Annotated in this window: 13 protein-coding genes and 4 tRNA genes; 6 read left to right on the top strand and 11 right to left on the bottom strand. The window is 59.5% G+C overall.

All coding sequences use genetic code 11. From position 1 onward, the window contains the following. Window positions 1–187: 187 nt before the first annotated feature. The 9 genes from OSC50_RS08915 to OSC50_RS08875 all read right to left on the bottom strand — a co-directional run bounded on the left by OSC50_RS08915 (window position 188) and on the right by OSC50_RS08875 (window position 7,400). Window positions 188–475, bottom strand: a complete 288-nt coding sequence (locus tag OSC50_RS08915) for an HU family DNA-binding protein (RefSeq protein ID WP_221034285.1) — start codon at window positions 473–475, stop codon at window positions 188–190. 127 nt (window positions 476–602) lie between these two features. Beyond that, on the bottom strand, window positions 603–2,999 hold the full coding sequence (gene lon / locus OSC50_RS08910) for an endopeptidase La (protein ID WP_181080981.1): 2,397 nt from the start codon (window positions 2,997–2,999) through the stop codon (window positions 603–605). 159 nt (window positions 3,000–3,158) lie between these two features. Continuing rightward, complete coding sequence (gene clpX / locus OSC50_RS08905) at window positions 3,159–4,442, bottom strand: ATP-dependent Clp protease ATP-binding subunit ClpX (RefSeq protein ID WP_034098852.1); 1,284 nt, start codon at window positions 4,440–4,442, stop codon at window positions 3,159–3,161. Between the two features lie 112 nt (window positions 4,443–4,554). Then, window positions 4,555–5,190: an ATP-dependent Clp endopeptidase proteolytic subunit ClpP gene (gene clpP / locus OSC50_RS08900; protein ID WP_181081753.1), complete on the bottom strand. Its 636-nt coding sequence runs from the start codon at window positions 5,188–5,190 to the stop codon at window positions 4,555–4,557. 91 nt (window positions 5,191–5,281) lie between these two features. Then, window positions 5,282–6,592, bottom strand: coding sequence for a trigger factor (gene tig / locus OSC50_RS08895; protein WP_181081752.1), 1,311 nt, complete (start codon window positions 6,590–6,592; stop codon window positions 5,282–5,284). 328 nt (window positions 6,593–6,920) lie between these two features. Then, window positions 6,921–6,996, bottom strand: a tRNA-His gene (locus OSC50_RS08890). A gap of 77 nt (window positions 6,997–7,073) precedes the next feature. Next, window positions 7,074–7,158, bottom strand: a tRNA-Leu gene (locus tag OSC50_RS08885). A 57-nt stretch (window positions 7,159–7,215) separates the two neighbouring features. Next, a tRNA-His gene (locus OSC50_RS08880) sits at window positions 7,216–7,291 on the bottom strand. Window positions 7,292–7,323: 32 nt separating this feature from the next. Continuing rightward, a tRNA-Arg gene (locus OSC50_RS08875) sits at window positions 7,324–7,400 on the bottom strand. Window positions 7,401–7,675: 275 nt separating this feature from the next. Here OSC50_RS08875 and folD point away from each other — a divergent pair. Together folD and pbpG are read left to right on the top strand one after the other, a co-directional pair. Beyond that, window positions 7,676–8,530, top strand: a complete 855-nt coding sequence (gene folD, locus OSC50_RS08870) for a bifunctional methylenetetrahydrofolate dehydrogenase/methenyltetrahydrofolate cyclohydrolase FolD (RefSeq protein WP_266247634.1) — start codon at window positions 7,676–7,678, stop codon at window positions 8,528–8,530. 206 nt (window positions 8,531–8,736) lie between these two features. After that, on the top strand, window positions 8,737–9,660 hold the full coding sequence (pbpG, locus tag OSC50_RS08865; RefSeq protein WP_266247632.1) for a D-alanyl-D-alanine endopeptidase: 924 nt from the start codon (window positions 8,737–8,739) through the stop codon (window positions 9,658–9,660). Between the two features lie 47 nt (window positions 9,661–9,707). Here the strand turns inward: pbpG and OSC50_RS08860 are convergent, their stop codons facing one another. Next, on the bottom strand, window positions 9,708–10,370 hold the full coding sequence (locus OSC50_RS08860) for a peptidase C39 family protein (protein WP_266247630.1): 663 nt from the start codon (window positions 10,368–10,370) through the stop codon (window positions 9,708–9,710). Window positions 10,371–10,557: 187 nt separating this feature from the next. On the opposite strand from OSC50_RS08860, the gene OSC50_RS08855 reads away from it, so the two are divergent. Continuing rightward, a complete protein-coding gene (locus OSC50_RS08855) occupies window positions 10,558–10,710 on the top strand; it encodes a hypothetical protein (protein WP_181081748.1) in 153 nt (50 codons plus the stop codon). Here OSC50_RS08855 and OSC50_RS08850 read toward each other — a convergent pair. Next, entirely contained in the window at window positions 10,707–11,117 is a 411-nt protein-coding gene (locus OSC50_RS08850) for a PA0061/PA0062 family lipoprotein (protein WP_253508357.1), read from the bottom strand. The genes OSC50_RS08855 and OSC50_RS08850 overlap by 4 nt on opposite strands. Before the next feature lie 192 nt (window positions 11,118–11,309). Here OSC50_RS08850 and OSC50_RS08845 point away from each other — a divergent pair, with 192 nt between their 5' ends. Genes OSC50_RS08845 through OSC50_RS08835 form a run of 3 tightly spaced genes read left to right on the top strand, consistent with a single transcriptional unit; the run spans window position 11,310 to window position 17,092 of the window. Further along, entirely contained in the window at window positions 11,310–14,531 is a 3,222-nt protein-coding gene (locus tag OSC50_RS08845) for an efflux RND transporter permease subunit (protein ID WP_266247628.1), read from the top strand. Then, window positions 14,521–15,690 (top strand): efflux RND transporter periplasmic adaptor subunit, encoded by a 1,170-nt coding sequence (locus OSC50_RS08840; RefSeq protein ID WP_181081745.1) that lies wholly within the window; start codon window positions 14,521–14,523, stop codon window positions 15,688–15,690. The genes OSC50_RS08845 and OSC50_RS08840 overlap by 11 nt, the downstream gene beginning before the upstream one ends. After that, window positions 15,674–17,092 carry an efflux transporter outer membrane subunit gene (locus OSC50_RS08835; RefSeq protein WP_181081744.1) on the top strand — a complete coding sequence of 473 codons (1,419 nt, stop codon included), beginning with the start codon at window positions 15,674–15,676 and terminating at the stop codon, window positions 17,090–17,092. The genes OSC50_RS08840 and OSC50_RS08835 overlap by 17 nt, the downstream gene beginning before the upstream one ends. Window positions 17,093–17,158: the final 66 nt, after the last annotated feature.

The raw sequence follows: 17,158 nt of genomic DNA, 5'->3' as shown, positions 1-17,158 counted from the left end.
GGAGCGTGGGTAGAGTCCGGATAGAAGAAAGGCGCATCCGAGGATGCGCCTTCTCGTAACTGGCGGAGCGGACGGGGGTCTGAACCCACACCCCCGGCTTGGCGACCCGATGGATAGTGGGTCGATTGCCGCTCCGCTGCCAGGCCAGACCTGCGTCGGACCCGGGTAGGTAAGGCTTGATCGAAGCTTAGTTAACGGCTTCTTTCAGGGCTTTACCGGCTTTGAAACCTGGTTTCTTGGCAGCAGCGATTTGCAGTGCTTTGCCAGTCTGTGGGTTGCGGCCAGTGCGAGCTGGGCGGTCAGTCACAGAGAACGTACCGAAGCCTACCAGTACCACGGAGTCGCCGGCCTTCAGAGCGCCAGTGACGGATTCGATTACTGCATCCAGCGCACGGCCAGCAGCAGCTTTCGGGATATCAGCGGATGCAGCGATAGCATCAATCAGTTCCGACTTGTTCACTCTAAGTCCCCTTATATATCTATTGAGTATGATTCTAAGTTTTTTGGTAAAAGCAAAAACCAGTGCTGAATGGCCTACAGACACTTAAGAGCCGCTTTATAACAAGGGCTCTAAAAAGCTGTCAAGGAAGCCCCCAGGCTCATTAATGCGTGCTAATTCTTTCCTTGGAATCAGACTCTCGTTTTTCGTCCTTAGCAACTATCTCCGGCGCCACGTCCGGCAAGGGCTCCGGCGCGTATTGCAGCGCAATTTGCAGGACTTCGTCAATCCATTTAACCGGTTTAATCTGAAGATCCTGCTTGATATTGTCAGGAATTTCCTTCAAGTCGCGAACATTCTCTTCAGGAATGATCACGGTCTTGATACCACCCCTGTGCGCGGCCAGCAATTTCTCTTTGAGGCCGCCGATCGCCAATACCTGACCACGCAGGGTTATTTCCCCGGTCATCGCTACATCGGCGCGTACCGGGATGCCGGTCAATGCTGATACCAGTGCGGTGCACATGCCCACACCCGCGCTAGGACCATCCTTCGGGGTCGCCCCTTCCGGCATGTGGATATGGGTGTCGTGCTTCTCGTGGAAGTCCAGGGGGATCCCCAGGCTTCTCGCGCGGCTGCGCACCACGGTTTGCGCGGCGGTAATGGATTCGACCATCACGTCACCCAGGGAGCCGGTCTTGATCAACTGGCCCTTGCCTGGGATCACCGCAGCCTCGATGGTGAGCAGCTCGCCACCCACCTGGGTCCACGCCAGGCCAGTCACCTGCCCTACCTGATCCTGCTGCTCGGCCAGCCCGTATCGGAATTTGCGTACGCCGAGGAAGTGCTCCAGCGCATCGGCCGTCACCTTCACCGAGAAGCGTTTTTCCAGTGCGTGTTCCTTCACCGCCTTGCGGCACACCTTCGCAATCTGGCGCTCCAGCCCACGCACACCGGCCTCGCGGGTGTAGTAGCGGACCATGTCGCGGATCGCTTCGACGTCAAACTCGATTTCGCCCTTTTTAAGGCCGTTGGCCGCGATTTGCTTGGGCGCGAGGTACTTGACGGCGATGTTGATCTTCTCGTCTTCGGTGTAACCCGGCAGGCGAATCACTTCCATCCGATCAAGCAACGCCGGCGGAATATTCATGGAGTTGGAGGTGCACAGGAACATCACGTCGGAAAGGTCGTAATCGACTTCCAGGTAATGGTCGTTGAAATTGTGGTTTTGCTCGGGATCGAGCACTTCGAGCAACGCCGAAGCCGGATCGCCGCGCATGTCGCTGCCCATCTTGTCGATTTCATCGAGCAGGAACAGCGGGTTGCGTACGCCAACCTTGGTCATCTTTTGAATCAATCTTCCTGGCATCGAACCGATATACGTGCGGCGATGACCACGGATTTCCGCTTCATCACGCACACCGCCAAGGGCCATGCGCACGAATTTGCGGTTGGTGGCGTTGGCGATGGACTCGGCCAGGGATGTTTTACCCACGCCAGGCGGACCCACCAGGCAAAGCACCGGGCCGCGGATTTTCTTCACGCGTTTCTGTACGGCGAGGTATTCAAGGATGCGTTCCTTGACCTCCTCCAGGCCGTAGTGGTCGGCGTCGAGGATGTCCTCGGCGCGCGCAAGGTCCAGGCGCACTTTGGTTTGCGCCTTCCACGGCACCTGCACCAACCAGTCGATGTAAGAGCGAACCACGGTGGCTTCAGCCGACATCGGCGACATCTGCTTGAGCTTGTTCAGCTCAGCGGTGGCCTTGGTCAGAGCGTCCTTGGGCAAACCGGCGGCATCGATACGCTTTTTCAGCTCTTCGATTTCGTTATGGCCTTCCTCACCGTCGCCGAGCTCTTTCTGAATGGCCTTCATCTGCTCATTCAGGTAGTACTCGCGCTGGCTGCGCTCCATTTGTTTCTTTACACGGCCACGAATGCGCTTCTCGACCTGCAACAGGTCGATTTCAGCGTCCAGCAGGGCCAGTACATGCTCCACGCGGGCCGGCAGGTCGATGATTTCGAGGATGTCTTGCTTCTGTTCGATTTTCAGCGCCATATGCGCGGCCATCGTATCGACCAGGCGGCTCGGCTCATCAATGCTGTTGAGAGAAGACAGCACCTCAGCCGGGACTTTCTTGCCCAACTGCACATACTGCTCGAATTGCGAAAGCAGGCTGCGCACAAACACTTCGGACTCGCGCTCCGGGGCCTCGATCTCGTCGATCAACGCCACCTCGGCACGCAGGTGGCCATCCACCTCCATGAAGCGTTCCACGGCGCCGCGCTGCTCGCCTTCTACCAATACCTTGACGGTGCCATCCGGCAGTTTGAGCAATTGCAGCACAGTGGCAACGGTGCCGACGCGATACAGGGCGTCTTCACCTGGATCATCATCAGCCGGATTCTTCTGGGCCAGCAGCAGGATCTGCTTATCGCCCGTCATCGCAGCCTCGAGGGCTTCGATAGACTTCTCGCGCCCCACGAACAGCGGGATAACCATGTGCGGATAGACGACGACATCACGCAACGGCAGGAGAGGCAATTCAATGGTGGTCTTCATGAGTTCGCCTCTATGACAGTTCAAAATTAAGCATGAAGCCAAGATGGGGGCTGCATGCAAAAAAAACAAGCTTATTGCCGGCAGTTAAGCGCAGTAAAACGTTAAAAACACAAAGGGGCCCCTGGAGGCCCCTTTGTCTTTACGAATGCCGCGAAACGCTTACGCGTCTGGCGCAGCCTTGGCAGCCGGCTCACTGTTTTCGTAGATATACAGTGGCTTGGACTTACCTTCTATAACGCTTTCGTCGATCACCACTTTACTCACCTCGGACTGCGAGGGGATTTCATACATGGTGTCGAGCAGTACGCCTTCCAGGATCGAGCGCAAACCGCGCGCGCCGGTCTTACGCTCCAGTGCACGCTTGGCCACCGATTTGAGCGCGTCGGTACGGAACTCGAGGTCGACGCCTTCCATTTCGAACAGCTTGGCGTATTGCTTGGTCAGCGCGTTTTTCGGCTCGGTGAGGATCTGAATCAACGCAGCCTCATCCAGCTCGTCCAACGTGGCCAGGACCGGCAGACGGCCAACGAACTCAGGGATCAGACCGAACTTGACCAGATCGTCAGGCTCGACTTCACGCAGGGACTCGCCTACCTTCTTGCCTTCTTCCTTGCTGCGCACTTCCGCACTGAACCCGATGCCACCACGGGTGGAACGGTTTTGAATAACCTTTTCCAGACCGGAGAACGCACCGCCACAGATAAACAGGATATTACGCGTATCAACCTGAAGGAATTCCTGCTGCGGGTGCTTGCGACCACCTTGCGGCGGTACGGAAGCCACCGTGCCTTCGATGAGTTTCAACAGCGCCTGCTGCACACCTTCACCAGAAACATCACGAGTGATGGACGGGTTATCGGACTTGCGCGAGATCTTGTCGATTTCGTCGATGTAGACGATACCCATCTGGGCCTTCTCCACATCGTAGTCGCACTTCTGCAGCAGTTTCTGAATGATGTTCTCGACGTCCTCGCCCACATAGCCAGCCTCGGTGAGGGTGGTGGCGTCGGCGATGGTGAACGGAACATTAAGCAGGCGAGCGAGGGTCTCAGCAAGCAGGGTCTTACCCGAGCCTGTAGGACCGATCAGCAAGATGTTGCTCTTGCCGAGTTCGACTTCCTCACCTTTCTTGTCTCGCTGATTCAAGCGCTTGTAGTGGTTGTACACCGCTACGGCCAGAATCTTCTTCGCACGCTCTTGACCAATCACATACTGGTCAAGGATGCCGCTGATTTCTTTGGGCGAAGGCAATTTATGCGCGCTGCTCTCGGCCTGGGCTTCCTGCACCTCCTCGCGGATGATGTCATTGCACAGGTCGACGCACTCGTCGCAGATAAAGACCGAGGGGCCGGCAATCAATTTGCGTACTTCATGCTGGCTTTTGCCACAGAAGGAGCAATAGAGCAGCTTGCCGTTGTCCTCGCCGTTGCGGGTGTCAGTCATTCGTTCGATCCAAATCCGATAGGCTTGCAACACAAGATGAAGGCTTATGCGGGCTTTTTCAAGCCCGCCGATGATCGGACACGCCGATCAGCCTTATTTTGAGCGGCTTATATTATGCGGGGCGGTGGTCAATCACTGCGTCGATCAACCCGTATTCACGCGCCATTTCTGCACTCATGAAATTGTCGCGGTTGGTATCGCGCTCGATTTCTTCAAGGGTGCGTCCACTGTGCTTGGCCATCAGCGTGTTCAAGCGCTCGCGGATAAAAAGGATTTCCTTGGCGTGAATCTCGATGTCCGACGCCTGACCCTGGAAACCACCCAACGGCTGGTGAATCATTACACGGGAGTTCGGCAGGCAGAAACGCTTGCCGTGAGCGCCGGCTGTCAGCAGGAACGCACCCATGCTGCAGGCCTGACCAATACAGGTGGTCGATACGTTTGGCTTGATGAACTGCATGGTGTCGTAGATCGACATGCCCGCCGTCACCGAACCGCCCGGCGAGTTGATGTAAAGATGGATGTCCTTGTCCGGATTTTCCGCTTCAAGGAACAGCAGCTGCGCACAGATCAGGTTGGCCATGTAGTCCTCTACCGGACCAACCAGAAAGATCACTCGCTCCTTTAGCAGGCGCGAATAGATGTCATAGGCGCGTTCGCCACGAGCGGATTGCTCGACAACCATCGGGACCAGGCCGCCGGCGGCCTGGATATCAGAGTTCTGCTGAATATAGGAATTACGGAACATGCTCTGCAGTTACTCCCAAATAGTCATGTCTTGAAAACGCATAAGCCAGCGCGAGGCTGGCTTATGGTTGTATTTCCAACGAGTTGGACAATCAGTCGGCTTGTGCTGCTTCCGCCGGTTTGACTGCTTCTTCGTAAGAGACCGCTTTATCGGTCACCTTAGCCTTCTGCAGAACAGTATCCACAACTTGTTCTTCCAGCACAACCGAACGTACTTCGTTCAGTTGCTGGTCGTTCTTGTAGTACCAAGCCACGACCTGCTCAGGCTCCTGGTAGGCCGAAGCCATTTCCTGGATCATTTCGCGAACGCGATCTTCGTCAGGCTTGAGGTCGTACTGCTTGACCACTTCAGCCACGATCAGACCCAGCACAACGCGACGCTTGGCTTGCTCTTCGAACAGCTCGGCCGGCAGTTGATCAGGCTTGATATTGCCACCAAACTGCTGAACCGCTTGAACGCGCAGGCGATCCACTTCGTTGGACAGCAGAGCCTTAGGCACTTCGATCGGATTGGCGGCCAGCAGACCGTCCATGACCTGGTTCTTCACCTTGGACTTGATGGCCTGGCGCAGCTCACGCTCCATGTTCTTGCGAACTTCGGCGCGGAAGCCTTCGATGCCGGTTTCCTTGATGCCGAATTGAGCGAAGAATTCCTCGTTCAGCTCTGGCAGCTTAGGCTCGGAAACGCTGTTGACGGTCACGGTGAACTCGGCGGCCTTACCGGCCAGGTCCAGGTTCTGATAGTCAGCCGGGAAGGTCAGGTTCAACACGCGCTCTTCGCCGGCTTTAGCGCCAACCAGGCCGTCTTCGAAACCAGGGATCATGCGGTTGGAACCCAGCACCAGCTGAGTGCCTTTGGCAGAGCCGCCAGCGAATACTTCGCCGTCAACCTTGCCAACGAAATCGATGTTCAGTTGGTCTTCGGTCTGGGCGGCACGCTCAACCACTTCGAAGCGCGTGTTCTGCTTGCGCAGGATCTCCAGCATGTTGTCCAGATCGGAGTCAGCCACTTCAGCGCTCAGGCGCTCAATAGCGATACCGTCGAAGCCGGCAACTTCGAACTCAGGGAACACTTCGAATACGGCAACGTATTCCAGGTCCTTGCCCGCTTCCAGGGACTTGGGCTCGATCGAAGGCGAGCCAGCCGGGTTCAGCTTTTGCTCGACCACGGCTTCATAGAAGGAAGCCTGGATCACGTCACCGACAGCTTCCTGACGCGCATCGGCACCAAAACGACGCTTGATTTCGCTCATCGGCACTTTGCCTGGACGGAAACCAGCGATCTTGGCCTTCTGGGCAGTCTGCTGCAGACGCTTGTTGACCGCAGTCTCGATACGCTCTGCCGGCACGGTGATGCTCAGGCGGCGCTCGAGAGCAGTAGTATTTTCAACAGAAACTTGCATGGATATTCCTCGTTGCACAGACGTTAGCCGGCCATTTCCGACCCCAATCAAGGGCATGCATTCTAGTGGGTCAAACTCAAGAAGTCACCCTACTGGAAATATGCTCGTAAACAGCCGGCAATTTATCGGTACGAGAGCACTGCTGCTCCTCGTCCCGCTGACAAATACAGCCAATCAAGCCAGGGCCCTGCGCCGCCTCCTTCTATATATAGAAGGCGTCACCACCATCCCCCCCTGACGCGGCGACGCGGTAGCCGCGACTACCCAGCGTTCGAACCGCCAAAACCAAAAAAGGCGCCAGACTGTTAAATCTGGCGCCTTTCGAATATGGGGTGGACGAAGGGGATCGAACCCTCGACAACGGGAGTCACAATCCCGTGCTCTACCAACTGAGCTACGCCCACCATATTGCGTTAACAAAGAAACCAAACCACTTCTTTGTCGAGCCCTGCTCTCTCTTACGATTGAACAAAGCTGTGATTGGTGCGGATGAAGAGACTCGAACTCTTACGCCTCGCGGCGCTGGAACCTAAATCCAGTGTGTCTACCAATTCCACCACATCCGCGCTTGCAGCTCTTAAAGCAAAGGCGCCAGACCGTAAAATCTGGCGCCTTTCAAAATATGGGGTGGACGAAGGGGATCGAACCCTCGACAACGGGAGTCACAATCCCGTGCTCTACCAACTGAGCTACGCCCACCATATAGCGCTACTTGTGCCAAAGCTGCCTAATGGCGCACCCGGCAGGACTCGAACCTGCGACCATCCGCTTAGAAGGCGGATGCTCTATCCAGCTGAGCTACGGGCGCCTTATTAATCTGTACTCTTGGAGGATTACAAACTAAGTGCTTCCAGCCTTACAGAACAACTATTCTGCTCGACCTTCTTAACCAGTGCTAGGCTGTGCCCGACAAGTGCGACGAATAGTATAGAGGCCCCAGAAACCCGTCAAATCTTTTTTGAAAAAAATTCATTTTATTTAAGGGGTTAGGCCAATTTGCAGACCAAGCGCCTTTGCCCTCACGCCCTGGCATGCGAGAATGCGCGCACTTTTCTTCCCCCTCTCGATGGTTAATCACGCGTAATGACTGCACAACTTATCGACGGCAAATCAATCGCCGCCAGCCTGCGCCAGCAGATCGCCAAACGCGTCACCGAGCGTAGCCAGCAAGGCCTGCGCACGCCCGGGCTCGCGGTGATCCTGGTCGGCAGCGATCCTGCCTCTCAGGTTTATGTCTCGCACAAGCGTAAAGACTGTGAAGAGGTCGGCTTTATTTCCAAGGCCTACGACCTGCCTGCCGAGACCACCCAGCAAGCCCTCACCGACCTGATCGACAGCCTCAACGATGACCCGGCGATCGACGGCGTGCTGCTGCAACTGCCGCTGCCGGCCCATCTGGACGCGTCCGGATTGCTTGAGCGCATTCGCCCGGACAAAGACGTCGACGGCTTCCACCCTTATAACGTCGGGCGCCTGGCCCAGCGCATCCCATTGCTGCGCCCCTGCACCCCTAAAGGCATCATGACGCTGCTGGAAAGCACGGGTGTCGACCTGTACGGTCTCGACGCCGTGGTAGTGGGCGCCTCCAACATCGTCGGTCGCCCGATGGCCATGGAACTGCTGCTCGCCGGCTGCACCGTGACCGTTACCCACCGCTTTACCAAGGACCTCGCCGGCCACGTCGGCCGTGCCGACCTGGTGGTAGTTGCCGCCGGCAAGCCGGGTCTGGTCAAAGGCGAGTGGATCAAGGAAGGCGCCATCGTTATCGATGTGGGTATCAACCGCCAGGACGACGGCAAGTTGGTCGGCGACGTGGTGTACGACACCGCCCTGCCCCGCGCCGGCTGGATCACGCCGGTGCCGGGCGGCGTCGGCCCGATGACCCGCGCGTGCCTGCTGGAGAACACCTTGTACGCCGCAGAAACCCTGCACGATTAATAACCGCTCGTACTGAAAAAGCCCCGCCTTATCGCGGGGCTTTTTTGTTTCCGGAATAAAACCTGTTTTTTCTTATTTTTGAAGTACTTTCGTCTGGTTATGGAAGAACATTCGACAGTTTCTGATCCATACTCCTAAAATGTAACGCCATTTATCAAAAACCCGTTTCCCGACGGTATTTCTTACTTTTTAGCGAGTTCATCCGCGTGAAAATTCGTCTATCCATCATCAGCCTGTTTTTTGCTTTCTCAGGCACGCTCGCACACGCCGCCGAAACCACCCTGGCGCCGCGCGATCCCTCCAAACTGCAAATCGCTTCCGGCAGCGCCATGCTGGTCGACCTGCAAACCAACAAAGTCATCTATGCCAGCAACCCCGACGTGGTGGTGCCCATTGCCTCCGTGAGCAAGCTGATGACCGGTTTGATCGTGCTCGAAGCCAAGCAGAACCTGGACGAGTACATCGACATCAACATCACCGACACCCCTGAAATGAAAGGCGTGTTCTCCCGCGTGAAAATCGGCAGCGAAATGCCGCGCAAGGAAATGCTGCTGATCGCGCTGATGTCTTCGGAAAACCGCGCCGCCGCCAGCCTGGCCCATCACTATCCGGGTGGCTATTCGGCATTTATCGCAGCGATGAATGCCAAGGCCAAGGCGCTCGGCATGACCAGCACGCACTACGTCGAACCCACCGGCCTGTCGATTCACAACGTGTCCACCGCCCGCGACCTGAGCAAACTGCTGGCCGCGGCGCGCAAATATCCGCTGCTGAGCCAGTTGAGTACCACCAAGGAAAAGACCGTGGCGTTCCGCAAGCCTAACTACACCTTGGGTTTCTCCAATACCGACCACCTGATCAACCGCGCCAATTGGGATATCAAGCTGACCAAGACCGGATTCACCAACCAGGCCGGCCATTGTCTGGTGCTGGTGACCAGCATGGGTAACCGGCCGGTGTCTCTGGTGATCCTCGATGCGTTCGGAAAATTCACCCACTTCGCCGATGCCAGCCGCATTCGCAGTTGGGTCGAGACCGGCAAGGGCGGCGCGGTGCCGGACGTCGCGTTGCGCTACAAGGCCGACAAGAACCTGAAGAATCGTGGGAATGCCACTGAAGTGCGCCGCTGAACGACATTAAACAGTGACGCGGGAGGCGCAACGCCCCTCCCGCGTTTTCACCGATGTTCCGCCAACACTTTAAGCGCCTGCGCCGCCGCCTGCTCCTGCCCAGCCTGGGCGGTTGCATTGGCCGCCTCGCGCCAGCGCTGCGCATCCACATTGGCCGGCAATTGGCTCGCGCGCTGGGTGAGGATCGCCCAATGCCCGGCACTGGCCCATTTCGATTCAAAATCGCTGAAGCTCATCACCAGTCGCCGGTCCATGCCCGAACGCAATAGCACTGTGCTCTTCTGCTGATTAAAGCCCACTACCACCACATACCGCGCGTCGGACCACAGCCCGCCGCCAAGGCGCGCCATCACCGGATAACCTGCCGCCACCTGCGCCAGCACGGCGGTCAGCCTGGCCTCCAGCGGATACACCATAAGCCCGTACTCGCGCGCCAGTTCCGGCATCGTGCGCTCAAGGTTGGCTTCGCCGCCCGGCAACTGCAGCGGTTTATCCAGCAGCCCCGGTGTCTTCACAATGCCTTGTTGCGACAGCATGCTGGCTAACGCAGCAGGGCCGCTCTGATAAGCCTCGCTGCGAAAGGTCGGCACGCCATTGAGCTCGACGCGTTCGGGCAGGCCCGCCAATTTCGAAGGTTGCCCGGCACAGGCCGTGAGCCCCAGGGTGAAGGCCAGCAGCAGGGACGCTGTAAGGTTCGACCGTAACCGCACTTTTTTACTCTCTTGATCAGCCGTCGGTGAGGGGCCTGATCATAGCCCAATCACGTTTCCGTGGGGCCTGGATATAGCGAACCGGTTAGACGGACACGACCATTGGTCAATAGCAGGCAACCGCCCGTTGGCTAGACTGTCCATTGAGAAGACTGTGTGTGCCCCCTGCGGGGCGAAGGAGGCCCGAATGAGCCTTGCAACGACGATTTTTTTATTGATCTGCGGTTGGCTGGCAGTAGCCGGCGCCATGTTGTGGGGGGTGTTGCGCATCACCCGCCGGCACCATCACCCCCACGTCAAACCCGCCAAAGCGCATAAGTCAGTGGCGCGTCACGCCTAGCCAGGCATGCAATTGAAGTCCTGGGTCGTCGCGACTTCGTGACCGTGCGCATCCCTGAGGGATGCGCGCACGGTCATTCCCAGGCTGGACTCCACCAAGGTGTAGTGCTCGCCTGCCTTGAAGTGCTTGTACTCCACGCGTCCCTGGCAATCCTGCTGGTTGTCGTCCCCAGGTTCGTCCTCGAACAACGTCACATCCAGCCGGTGGTCGCCCGGGGTCACCTCGAAGAAGCGCCCATCATCCACGCGCTTGCCATCCACGCGCTCGGCCAGCAGGTCATTGGGCGCTTCCTCTTTAAGGCCGATCCAGGCCTCGCTCGGGTCCGCCTTGGGCATCGGTCCGGCACAGGCCGATAACAGCAATACGGCGCTCAGGACAGGGAGTAACAAAAAGGGTTTGAGTGACATGGCAACGCTCCTCGGGTCAATCATTCGATGGGCGACAAGCTTGGAGAGCTGCTACGGCTGGAACAAATGAAAGCCTATGAAACGATCTTCAGCTGTTACCTAAATGTTCCTTCACCTGGCTGAAAGGTGCGTGTTAGGTGGGTCGGGCAAGACTGCCGGGGTTTGCAATCCTGCTCTGTTGGAGATCCACGCATGCTCGGGCTGGTAAAGACCGCACTGCACAAGCCGTACACGTTTATCGTGCTGGCCATATTCATCTGCATCATCGGGCCAATGGCGGCCCTGCGCACACCCACCGATGTGTTCCCCGATATCGGCATTCCGGTGGTCGCCGTCGTCTGGCAATACAACGGCCTGTCGCCGGACGCCATGGCCGGTCGGGTGATCTATACCTACGAACGCTCCCTGAGCACCACCGTCAACGACATCGAACACATCGAATCGCAATCCCTGCCCGGCATGGGCATCGTCAAAATTTTCTTCCAGCCCGGCGTCGATATCCGCACCGCCAACGCCCAAGTGACCGCCGTGTCACAAACCGTGCTCAAGCAAATGCCGCCCGGCATTACGCCGCCGCTGATCCTCAACTACAGCGCGTCCACGGTGCCGATCCTGCAGATGGCGTTCTCCAGCCCGACGCTGTCGGAAGCCAAAATTCGCGACCTGGTGCAGAACAATATCCGCCTGCCCCTCAGTGCCCTGCCCGGCCTGGCGATGCCTACGCCGATGGGCGGCAAGCAACGCCAGATCACCCTCGACCTCGATCCTCAGGCGCTGGCTGCCAAAGGCCTGTCGGCCCAGGACGTGGGCACGGCGCTGGCCCTGCAGAACCAGATCATTCCGGTGGGCACCGCCAAACTCGGTTCGAATGAATACACGGTCCTGCTCAACAACAGCCCCAAGGCCATCGATGAGCTGAACAACCTGCCGATCAAGACCGTCGACGGCGCGCTGATTACCATAGGCCAGGTCGCCCATGTGCGCGACGGTTCGCCGCCGCAGACCAATATCGTGCGCGTCGACGGCCATCGCGCGGTGCTGATGCCGGCGTTGAAAAACGGCAGCATCTCAACCCTGTCGATCATCGACGGCATCCGCCAGATGCTGCCGCGCATCAACGAAACCCTGCCGCCGTCGCTGAAGACCTCGCTGCTGGGTGACGCCTCGGTGTTCGTCAAGCAATCGGTGGGCAGCGTGGCGCAGGAAGGCATTATTGCCGCGCTGCTGACCAGCGCGATGATCCTGCTGTTCCTCGGCAGTTGGCGCTCCACGATCATCATCGCGGCATCGATTCCCCTGGCGGTGCTGGCGGCCATCGCGCTGCTGGCGGCCAGCGGGCAAACCCTCAACGTCATGACCCTGGGCGGGCTGGCGCTGGCCGTGGGGATCCTGGTGGACGACGCCACGGTGACCATCGAAAACATCAACTGGCACCTGGAACAAGGCAAGGCGGTGAGGACCGCGATTCTCGACGGCGCCGCGCAGATCGTCGGCCCGGCGTTCGTCTCTCTGCTGTGCATCTGCATCGTGTTCGTGCCGATGTTTCTGCTGCAAGGCATCGCCGGTTATCTGTTCCGGCCGATGGCGCTGGCGGTGATCTTCGCCATGGCCAGCTCCTTCGTCCTGTCGCGCACCCTGGTGCCGACACTGGCCATGTTTCTGCTCAAGCCGCACACCCCGGAGCAAGGCGCGGGGCACCATCCCGAAGACGAATTCATCAACCATCATGAAGGCGAGCAGCACTCGAAACCACGCAATGCCGCGCTGCAAGCGGTGCTGAATTTCCAGCAGGGTTTCGAGCGCCACTTCTCGAATATCCGCGACACCTATCACGGTCTGCTGACGCTGGCCCTGGGCAACCGCAGGGTCTTTATCCCAGGGTTTCTTGCCTGCGTGCTGGCCTCCTTCCTGCTGCTGCCCAGCCTGGGCCAGGACTTTTTCCCGGCCACCGATGCCGGCGCACTGGCCCTGCACGTACGCCTGCCGCTGGGCACGCGCATCGAAGAAAGCGCCGCAGCCTTCGACCGTATCGAAGCGCGCATTCGCGAAGTCATCCCGGCCCAGGAGCTGGACACCATTGTCGACAATATCGGCATGCCGCTGAGCGGCATCGACATGGCCTACAGCAGCAGCGGCACCATCGGCCCGCAGGATGGCGATATCCAGGTCACCTTGAAAGCGCACCACGCCCCCACCGCCGACTACGTGAAAAAACTGCGTGAAGCCTTGCCGCAAAGCTTCCCCGGCAGCCACTTTGCGTTCCTGCCGGCGGACATCAGCAGCCAGATCCTCAACTTCGGCACGCCGGCGCCGTTGGATGTGAAAATCTCCGGGCGCAGCGATGCAGAAAACCGCGCCTATGCCGTCGAGCTGGAACGCCGCCTGCAGCACGTGCCGGGCATCGCCGATCTGCGTATCCAGCAATCCACCGGCTACCCTTCGCTGCAGGTGAATGTCGACCGCCTGCGCGCCAACGGCCTGGGCATTACCGAGCGCGACGTGACCAACAGCATGGTCGCGTCACTGGCGGGCAGCTCGCAGATTGCGCCGACCTTCTGGCTCAACCCGGCCAATGGGGTGTCCTACTCCATCGTTGCCGCCACCCCGCAATATCGCCTGGACAGCCTGCCGTCGCTGGAAGCCTTGCCGGTCACCGGCGCGAACGGCCAGTCGCAGATCCTCGGCGGCGTGGCAACCATCTCCCGCGTGCAAAGCCCGGCGGTGGTGACCCACTACAACATCGAGCCGACCCTGGACCTGTACGCCAATGTGCAAGGTCGCGATCTCGGTGGTGTGGCGCGGGACGTGCAAAAGGTGCTCGACGACACCGCGGCCATGCGCCCCAAAGGCGCGACGATCAGCCTGCATGGGCAGATCGATGCGCTGCATGAAGCCTTCAGCGGCTTGAGTTTTGGTCTGCTGGGCGCGGTGGTGCTGATCTATCTGCTGATCGTGGTCAACTTCCAGTCGTGGGTCGACCCGTTTGTGATCATCACCGCGCTGCCGGCGGCGCTGGCGGGGATCGTGTGGATGCTATTTCTCAGCGGTACCTCATTGTCGGTACCGGCCTTGACCGGCGCGATCCTGTGCATGGGCGTGGCCACCGCCAACTCGATCCTGGTGGTGAGCTTCTGCCGGGAACGCCTGGCCGAACACGGCGATGCTTTGAAAGCTGCATTGGAAGCGGGCTACACGCGCTTTCGCCCGGTGTGCATGACCGCCCTGGCGATGATCATCGGCATGCTGCCCCTGGCTTTGTCCGAGGAACAGAACGCGCCGCTGGGTCGCGCCGTCATCGGCGGTTTGATCCTCGCTACCACTGCCACCCTGTTGTTTGTACCCGTGGTCTTCAGCCTGGTCCACGGTCGTCACCCTACTCGCGTCACTGCTGGAGAAACGCCCCATGTCGTCTGATCACAAACCCTCGCGCAAGCGCCTGATGCTCCTGGGTGTCGGCGGCCTGACCCTGGCCGCCGTGTTGGTTGCCAACGGCCTGCATGCCCGCACGCTGCACGAACAATCGGTCACCGCCTGGACCGAGACCGCCGCCATCCCTCAGGTGAGAGTGTTCCAACCCAAGCAGAACGTGGCCGGCGACACCTTGCGCCTGCCGGCGCATCTGGAAGCCTGGAGCAAGGCGCCGATTCACGCTCGGGTCAGCGGTTATCTGAAGGACTGGAAAGTCGACATCGGCAGCCACGTCAACGCCGGGCAAGTCCTCGCGGAAATCGACAGCCCCGATCTCGACCAGCAATTGGCACAGACCCATGCACGCCTGGTGCAGGAGCAGGCCAATGCGCGCCTGGCCGGCACCACCGCTACACGCTGGCAAAACCTGCTGGCCAGCCATTCGGTATCGCGCCAGGAGGCGGATGAAAAAACTTCCAATGCCGCTGCCGCCAAGGCCAACGCCGAGGCCGCCGCTGCCGACTATGCCCGGCTGTCGGCGCTGGAAAGCTTCAAGACCCTCCGCGCGCCGTTTGCCGGCACCATCACCGCGCGCAACACCGATATCGGCCAGTTGATCAAAGCCGACACCGACAGCGCTCCGGAACTGTTCAACATTGCCGACACCCACCAGTTGCGCCTTTATGTACCGGTGCCGCAGAACTACGCAGCGGTCATCCATCCGGGCCTGGAAGCCGAGCTGAGCGTGCCCGAGCACCCCGGCGAGCACTTCAAGGCGCGCCTGATCGGCGATTCCACTGCCATCGACCGACGGTCAGGCACCCTGCTCGCCCAATTCGCGGTCGACAACCCCAGCGGCGAATTGCTGCCGGGTGACTATGCCGAAGCGACTCTGCCGATTCCGGCCGACACCCACGGCGTGAGCATCCCGGCCAGCGCCCTGATCTTCCGTGCCCAGGGCACTCAGGTCGCAGTGCTGGATGCGCAGAATCATATCCACCTGCAAGCCATCCATATCGGCCTCGACCTGGGCGAACGCCTGGTGATCGACCAAGGCTTGAAACCCGCCGACCGCATCGTCGACAACCCGCCCGATGCGCTGCGCGAAGGTGATCCCGTGCAACTCGCCGATGCCTCCGGAGGTGCGCATGCGCATAAGGCTTAAACCGCTCGCCGCATTGACGCTGCTGGTCTTGCAGGGTTGCTCAATGGCGCCGACCTACAAGGTGCCGGCGATCGACCTGCCGGCCAACTACCGCGAACAGACCAGCGATGGACCCTGGCACAGCGCCCAGCCCTCCGACCAACTGGCGCCCCAATGGTGGAAGCTCTACAACGATTCGCGCCTGAATGACCTGCAACAGCGGCTGCTCAAGGCCAACCCGGACCTGGCGGCGGCGCTGGCGCACTTTGATGCTTCCCAGGCGTATGCCAGCCAACTGCACGCAGGCCTGTTCCCGCAGATCACCGCCAGCGCGCAACCTCTGCGCCAGCGGCAATCGGATTCGCGACCGTTGCGGGGGGATACGCAACCGTCGGTGTACAACAGCAACATCGCGGGTTTTTCCTTGAGCTACGACCTCGACCTGTGGGGCAAAATTCGCAATCAGGTCGCGGCCGGCGATGCCCAGGCGCAAGCGTCCGGGGATGACCTGGCGGTGGCGCGCCTGAGTTTGCAGCGTCAGCTGGCGACCTTGTACGTGCAGCTCAATGGGCTGGATGCACAGAGCCGGATTCTCACTGGCTCGCTGGATGATTTCAGCCAGGCATTGCAACTGACCCGCAGTCGCTACGAGGGCCAGATAGCCTCGGAGCTGGACCTGACCCGTGCGCAAAATCAACTGGCGCAGGCCAGGGCGCAATTGGACGAGGTACGCGGCCAACGCAACCTCACTGAGCACGCCATCGGCGAGTTGGTAGGTGTGGCAGCCAGTGACTTTACCTTGCCGCCCGACCAGCAACTGATCGCCCTGCCGGGAATTCCGTCGCAGTTGCCAAGCCACCTGTTGCAACGTCGCCCGGATATTGCAGCGGCAGAGCGACGGGTGTTTGCGGCCAACGCAAATATCGGCGTGGCCAAGGCGGCGTGGTATCCGGACTTCAGCTTGACCGGGTTGATTGGCGGGCAGACGCAGGGCGTCGGCAATCTGCTGTCGGCGGGCAATCGGTATTGGGCACTGGGCCCGTTGGTGAACCTGCCGATCTTCGACGGTGGCCGCTTGAGCGCCAATGAACGCCAGGCCAAGGCCGAGTTTGAAGAGGCGTCGGCGCAGTACCGCAGCCAGGTGCTGAAGGCCGTGCGCGAGGTGGAAGATAACCTGGCGCAACTGCGGGATTTGCAGCAGGAAGCGCAGGATGAACAAGCGGCGGCGGATGCGGCGCAGCATACGCAATCGCTGGCGATGAACAGCTATCAAGCGGGTGCGGTGAGTTACCTGGATGTGGTGACCGCGCAGACGGCGGCGTTGCAGGCGCAGCGGACATTGCAGGCGGTGCAGACGCGGCAGTTGCAGGCCAGTGTAGGACTCATGACCGCACTCGGCGGCGGCTGGCAACCTGGCGCCTGACATCACCCCAGGCACAGTGATAGCAGTGGAACAGCCAGTTTATCCGTAGCTGAGCCACCGCAATCG

The sequence above is a fragment of the Pseudomonas quebecensis genome (genome assembly GCF_026410085.1).
Lineage (GTDB): Bacteria > Pseudomonadota > Gammaproteobacteria > Pseudomonadales > Pseudomonadaceae > Aquipseudomonas > Aquipseudomonas quebecensis.
The sequence above is the reverse complement of the archived record's forward strand: the minus strand, read 5'-3'. Positions and strand labels throughout refer to the sequence as shown.

Excerpts from the sequence above, each read along its gene's own strand:
- folD (WP_266247634.1), top strand. The coding sequence starts at position 7,676 with ATGACTGCACAACTTATCGACGGCAAATCAATCGCCGCCAGCCTGCGC.
- clpP (WP_181081753.1), bottom strand. The coding sequence starts at position 5,190 with ATGTTCCGTAATTCCTATATTCAGCAGAACTCTGATATCCAGGCCGCC.
- lon (WP_181080981.1), bottom strand. The coding sequence starts at position 2,999 with ATGAAGACCACCATTGAATTGCCTCTCCTGCCGTTGCGTGATGTCGTC.
- clpX (WP_034098852.1), bottom strand. The coding sequence starts at position 4,442 with ATGACTGACACCCGCAACGGCGAGGACAACGGCAAGCTGCTCTATTGC.
- tig (WP_181081752.1), bottom strand. The coding sequence starts at position 6,592 with ATGCAAGTTTCTGTTGAAAATACTACTGCTCTCGAGCGCCGCCTGAGC.
- OSC50_RS08840 (WP_181081745.1), top strand. The coding sequence starts at position 14,521 with ATGTCGTCTGATCACAAACCCTCGCGCAAGCGCCTGATGCTCCTGGGT.
- OSC50_RS08845 (WP_266247628.1), top strand. The coding sequence starts at position 11,310 with ATGCTCGGGCTGGTAAAGACCGCACTGCACAAGCCGTACACGTTTATC.
- OSC50_RS08855 (WP_181081748.1), top strand. The coding sequence starts at position 10,558 with ATGAGCCTTGCAACGACGATTTTTTTATTGATCTGCGGTTGGCTGGCA.
- OSC50_RS08835 (WP_181081744.1), top strand. The coding sequence starts at position 15,674 with ATGCGCATAAGGCTTAAACCGCTCGCCGCATTGACGCTGCTGGTCTTG.
- OSC50_RS08850 (WP_253508357.1), bottom strand. The coding sequence starts at position 11,117 with ATGTCACTCAAACCCTTTTTGTTACTCCCTGTCCTGAGCGCCGTATTG.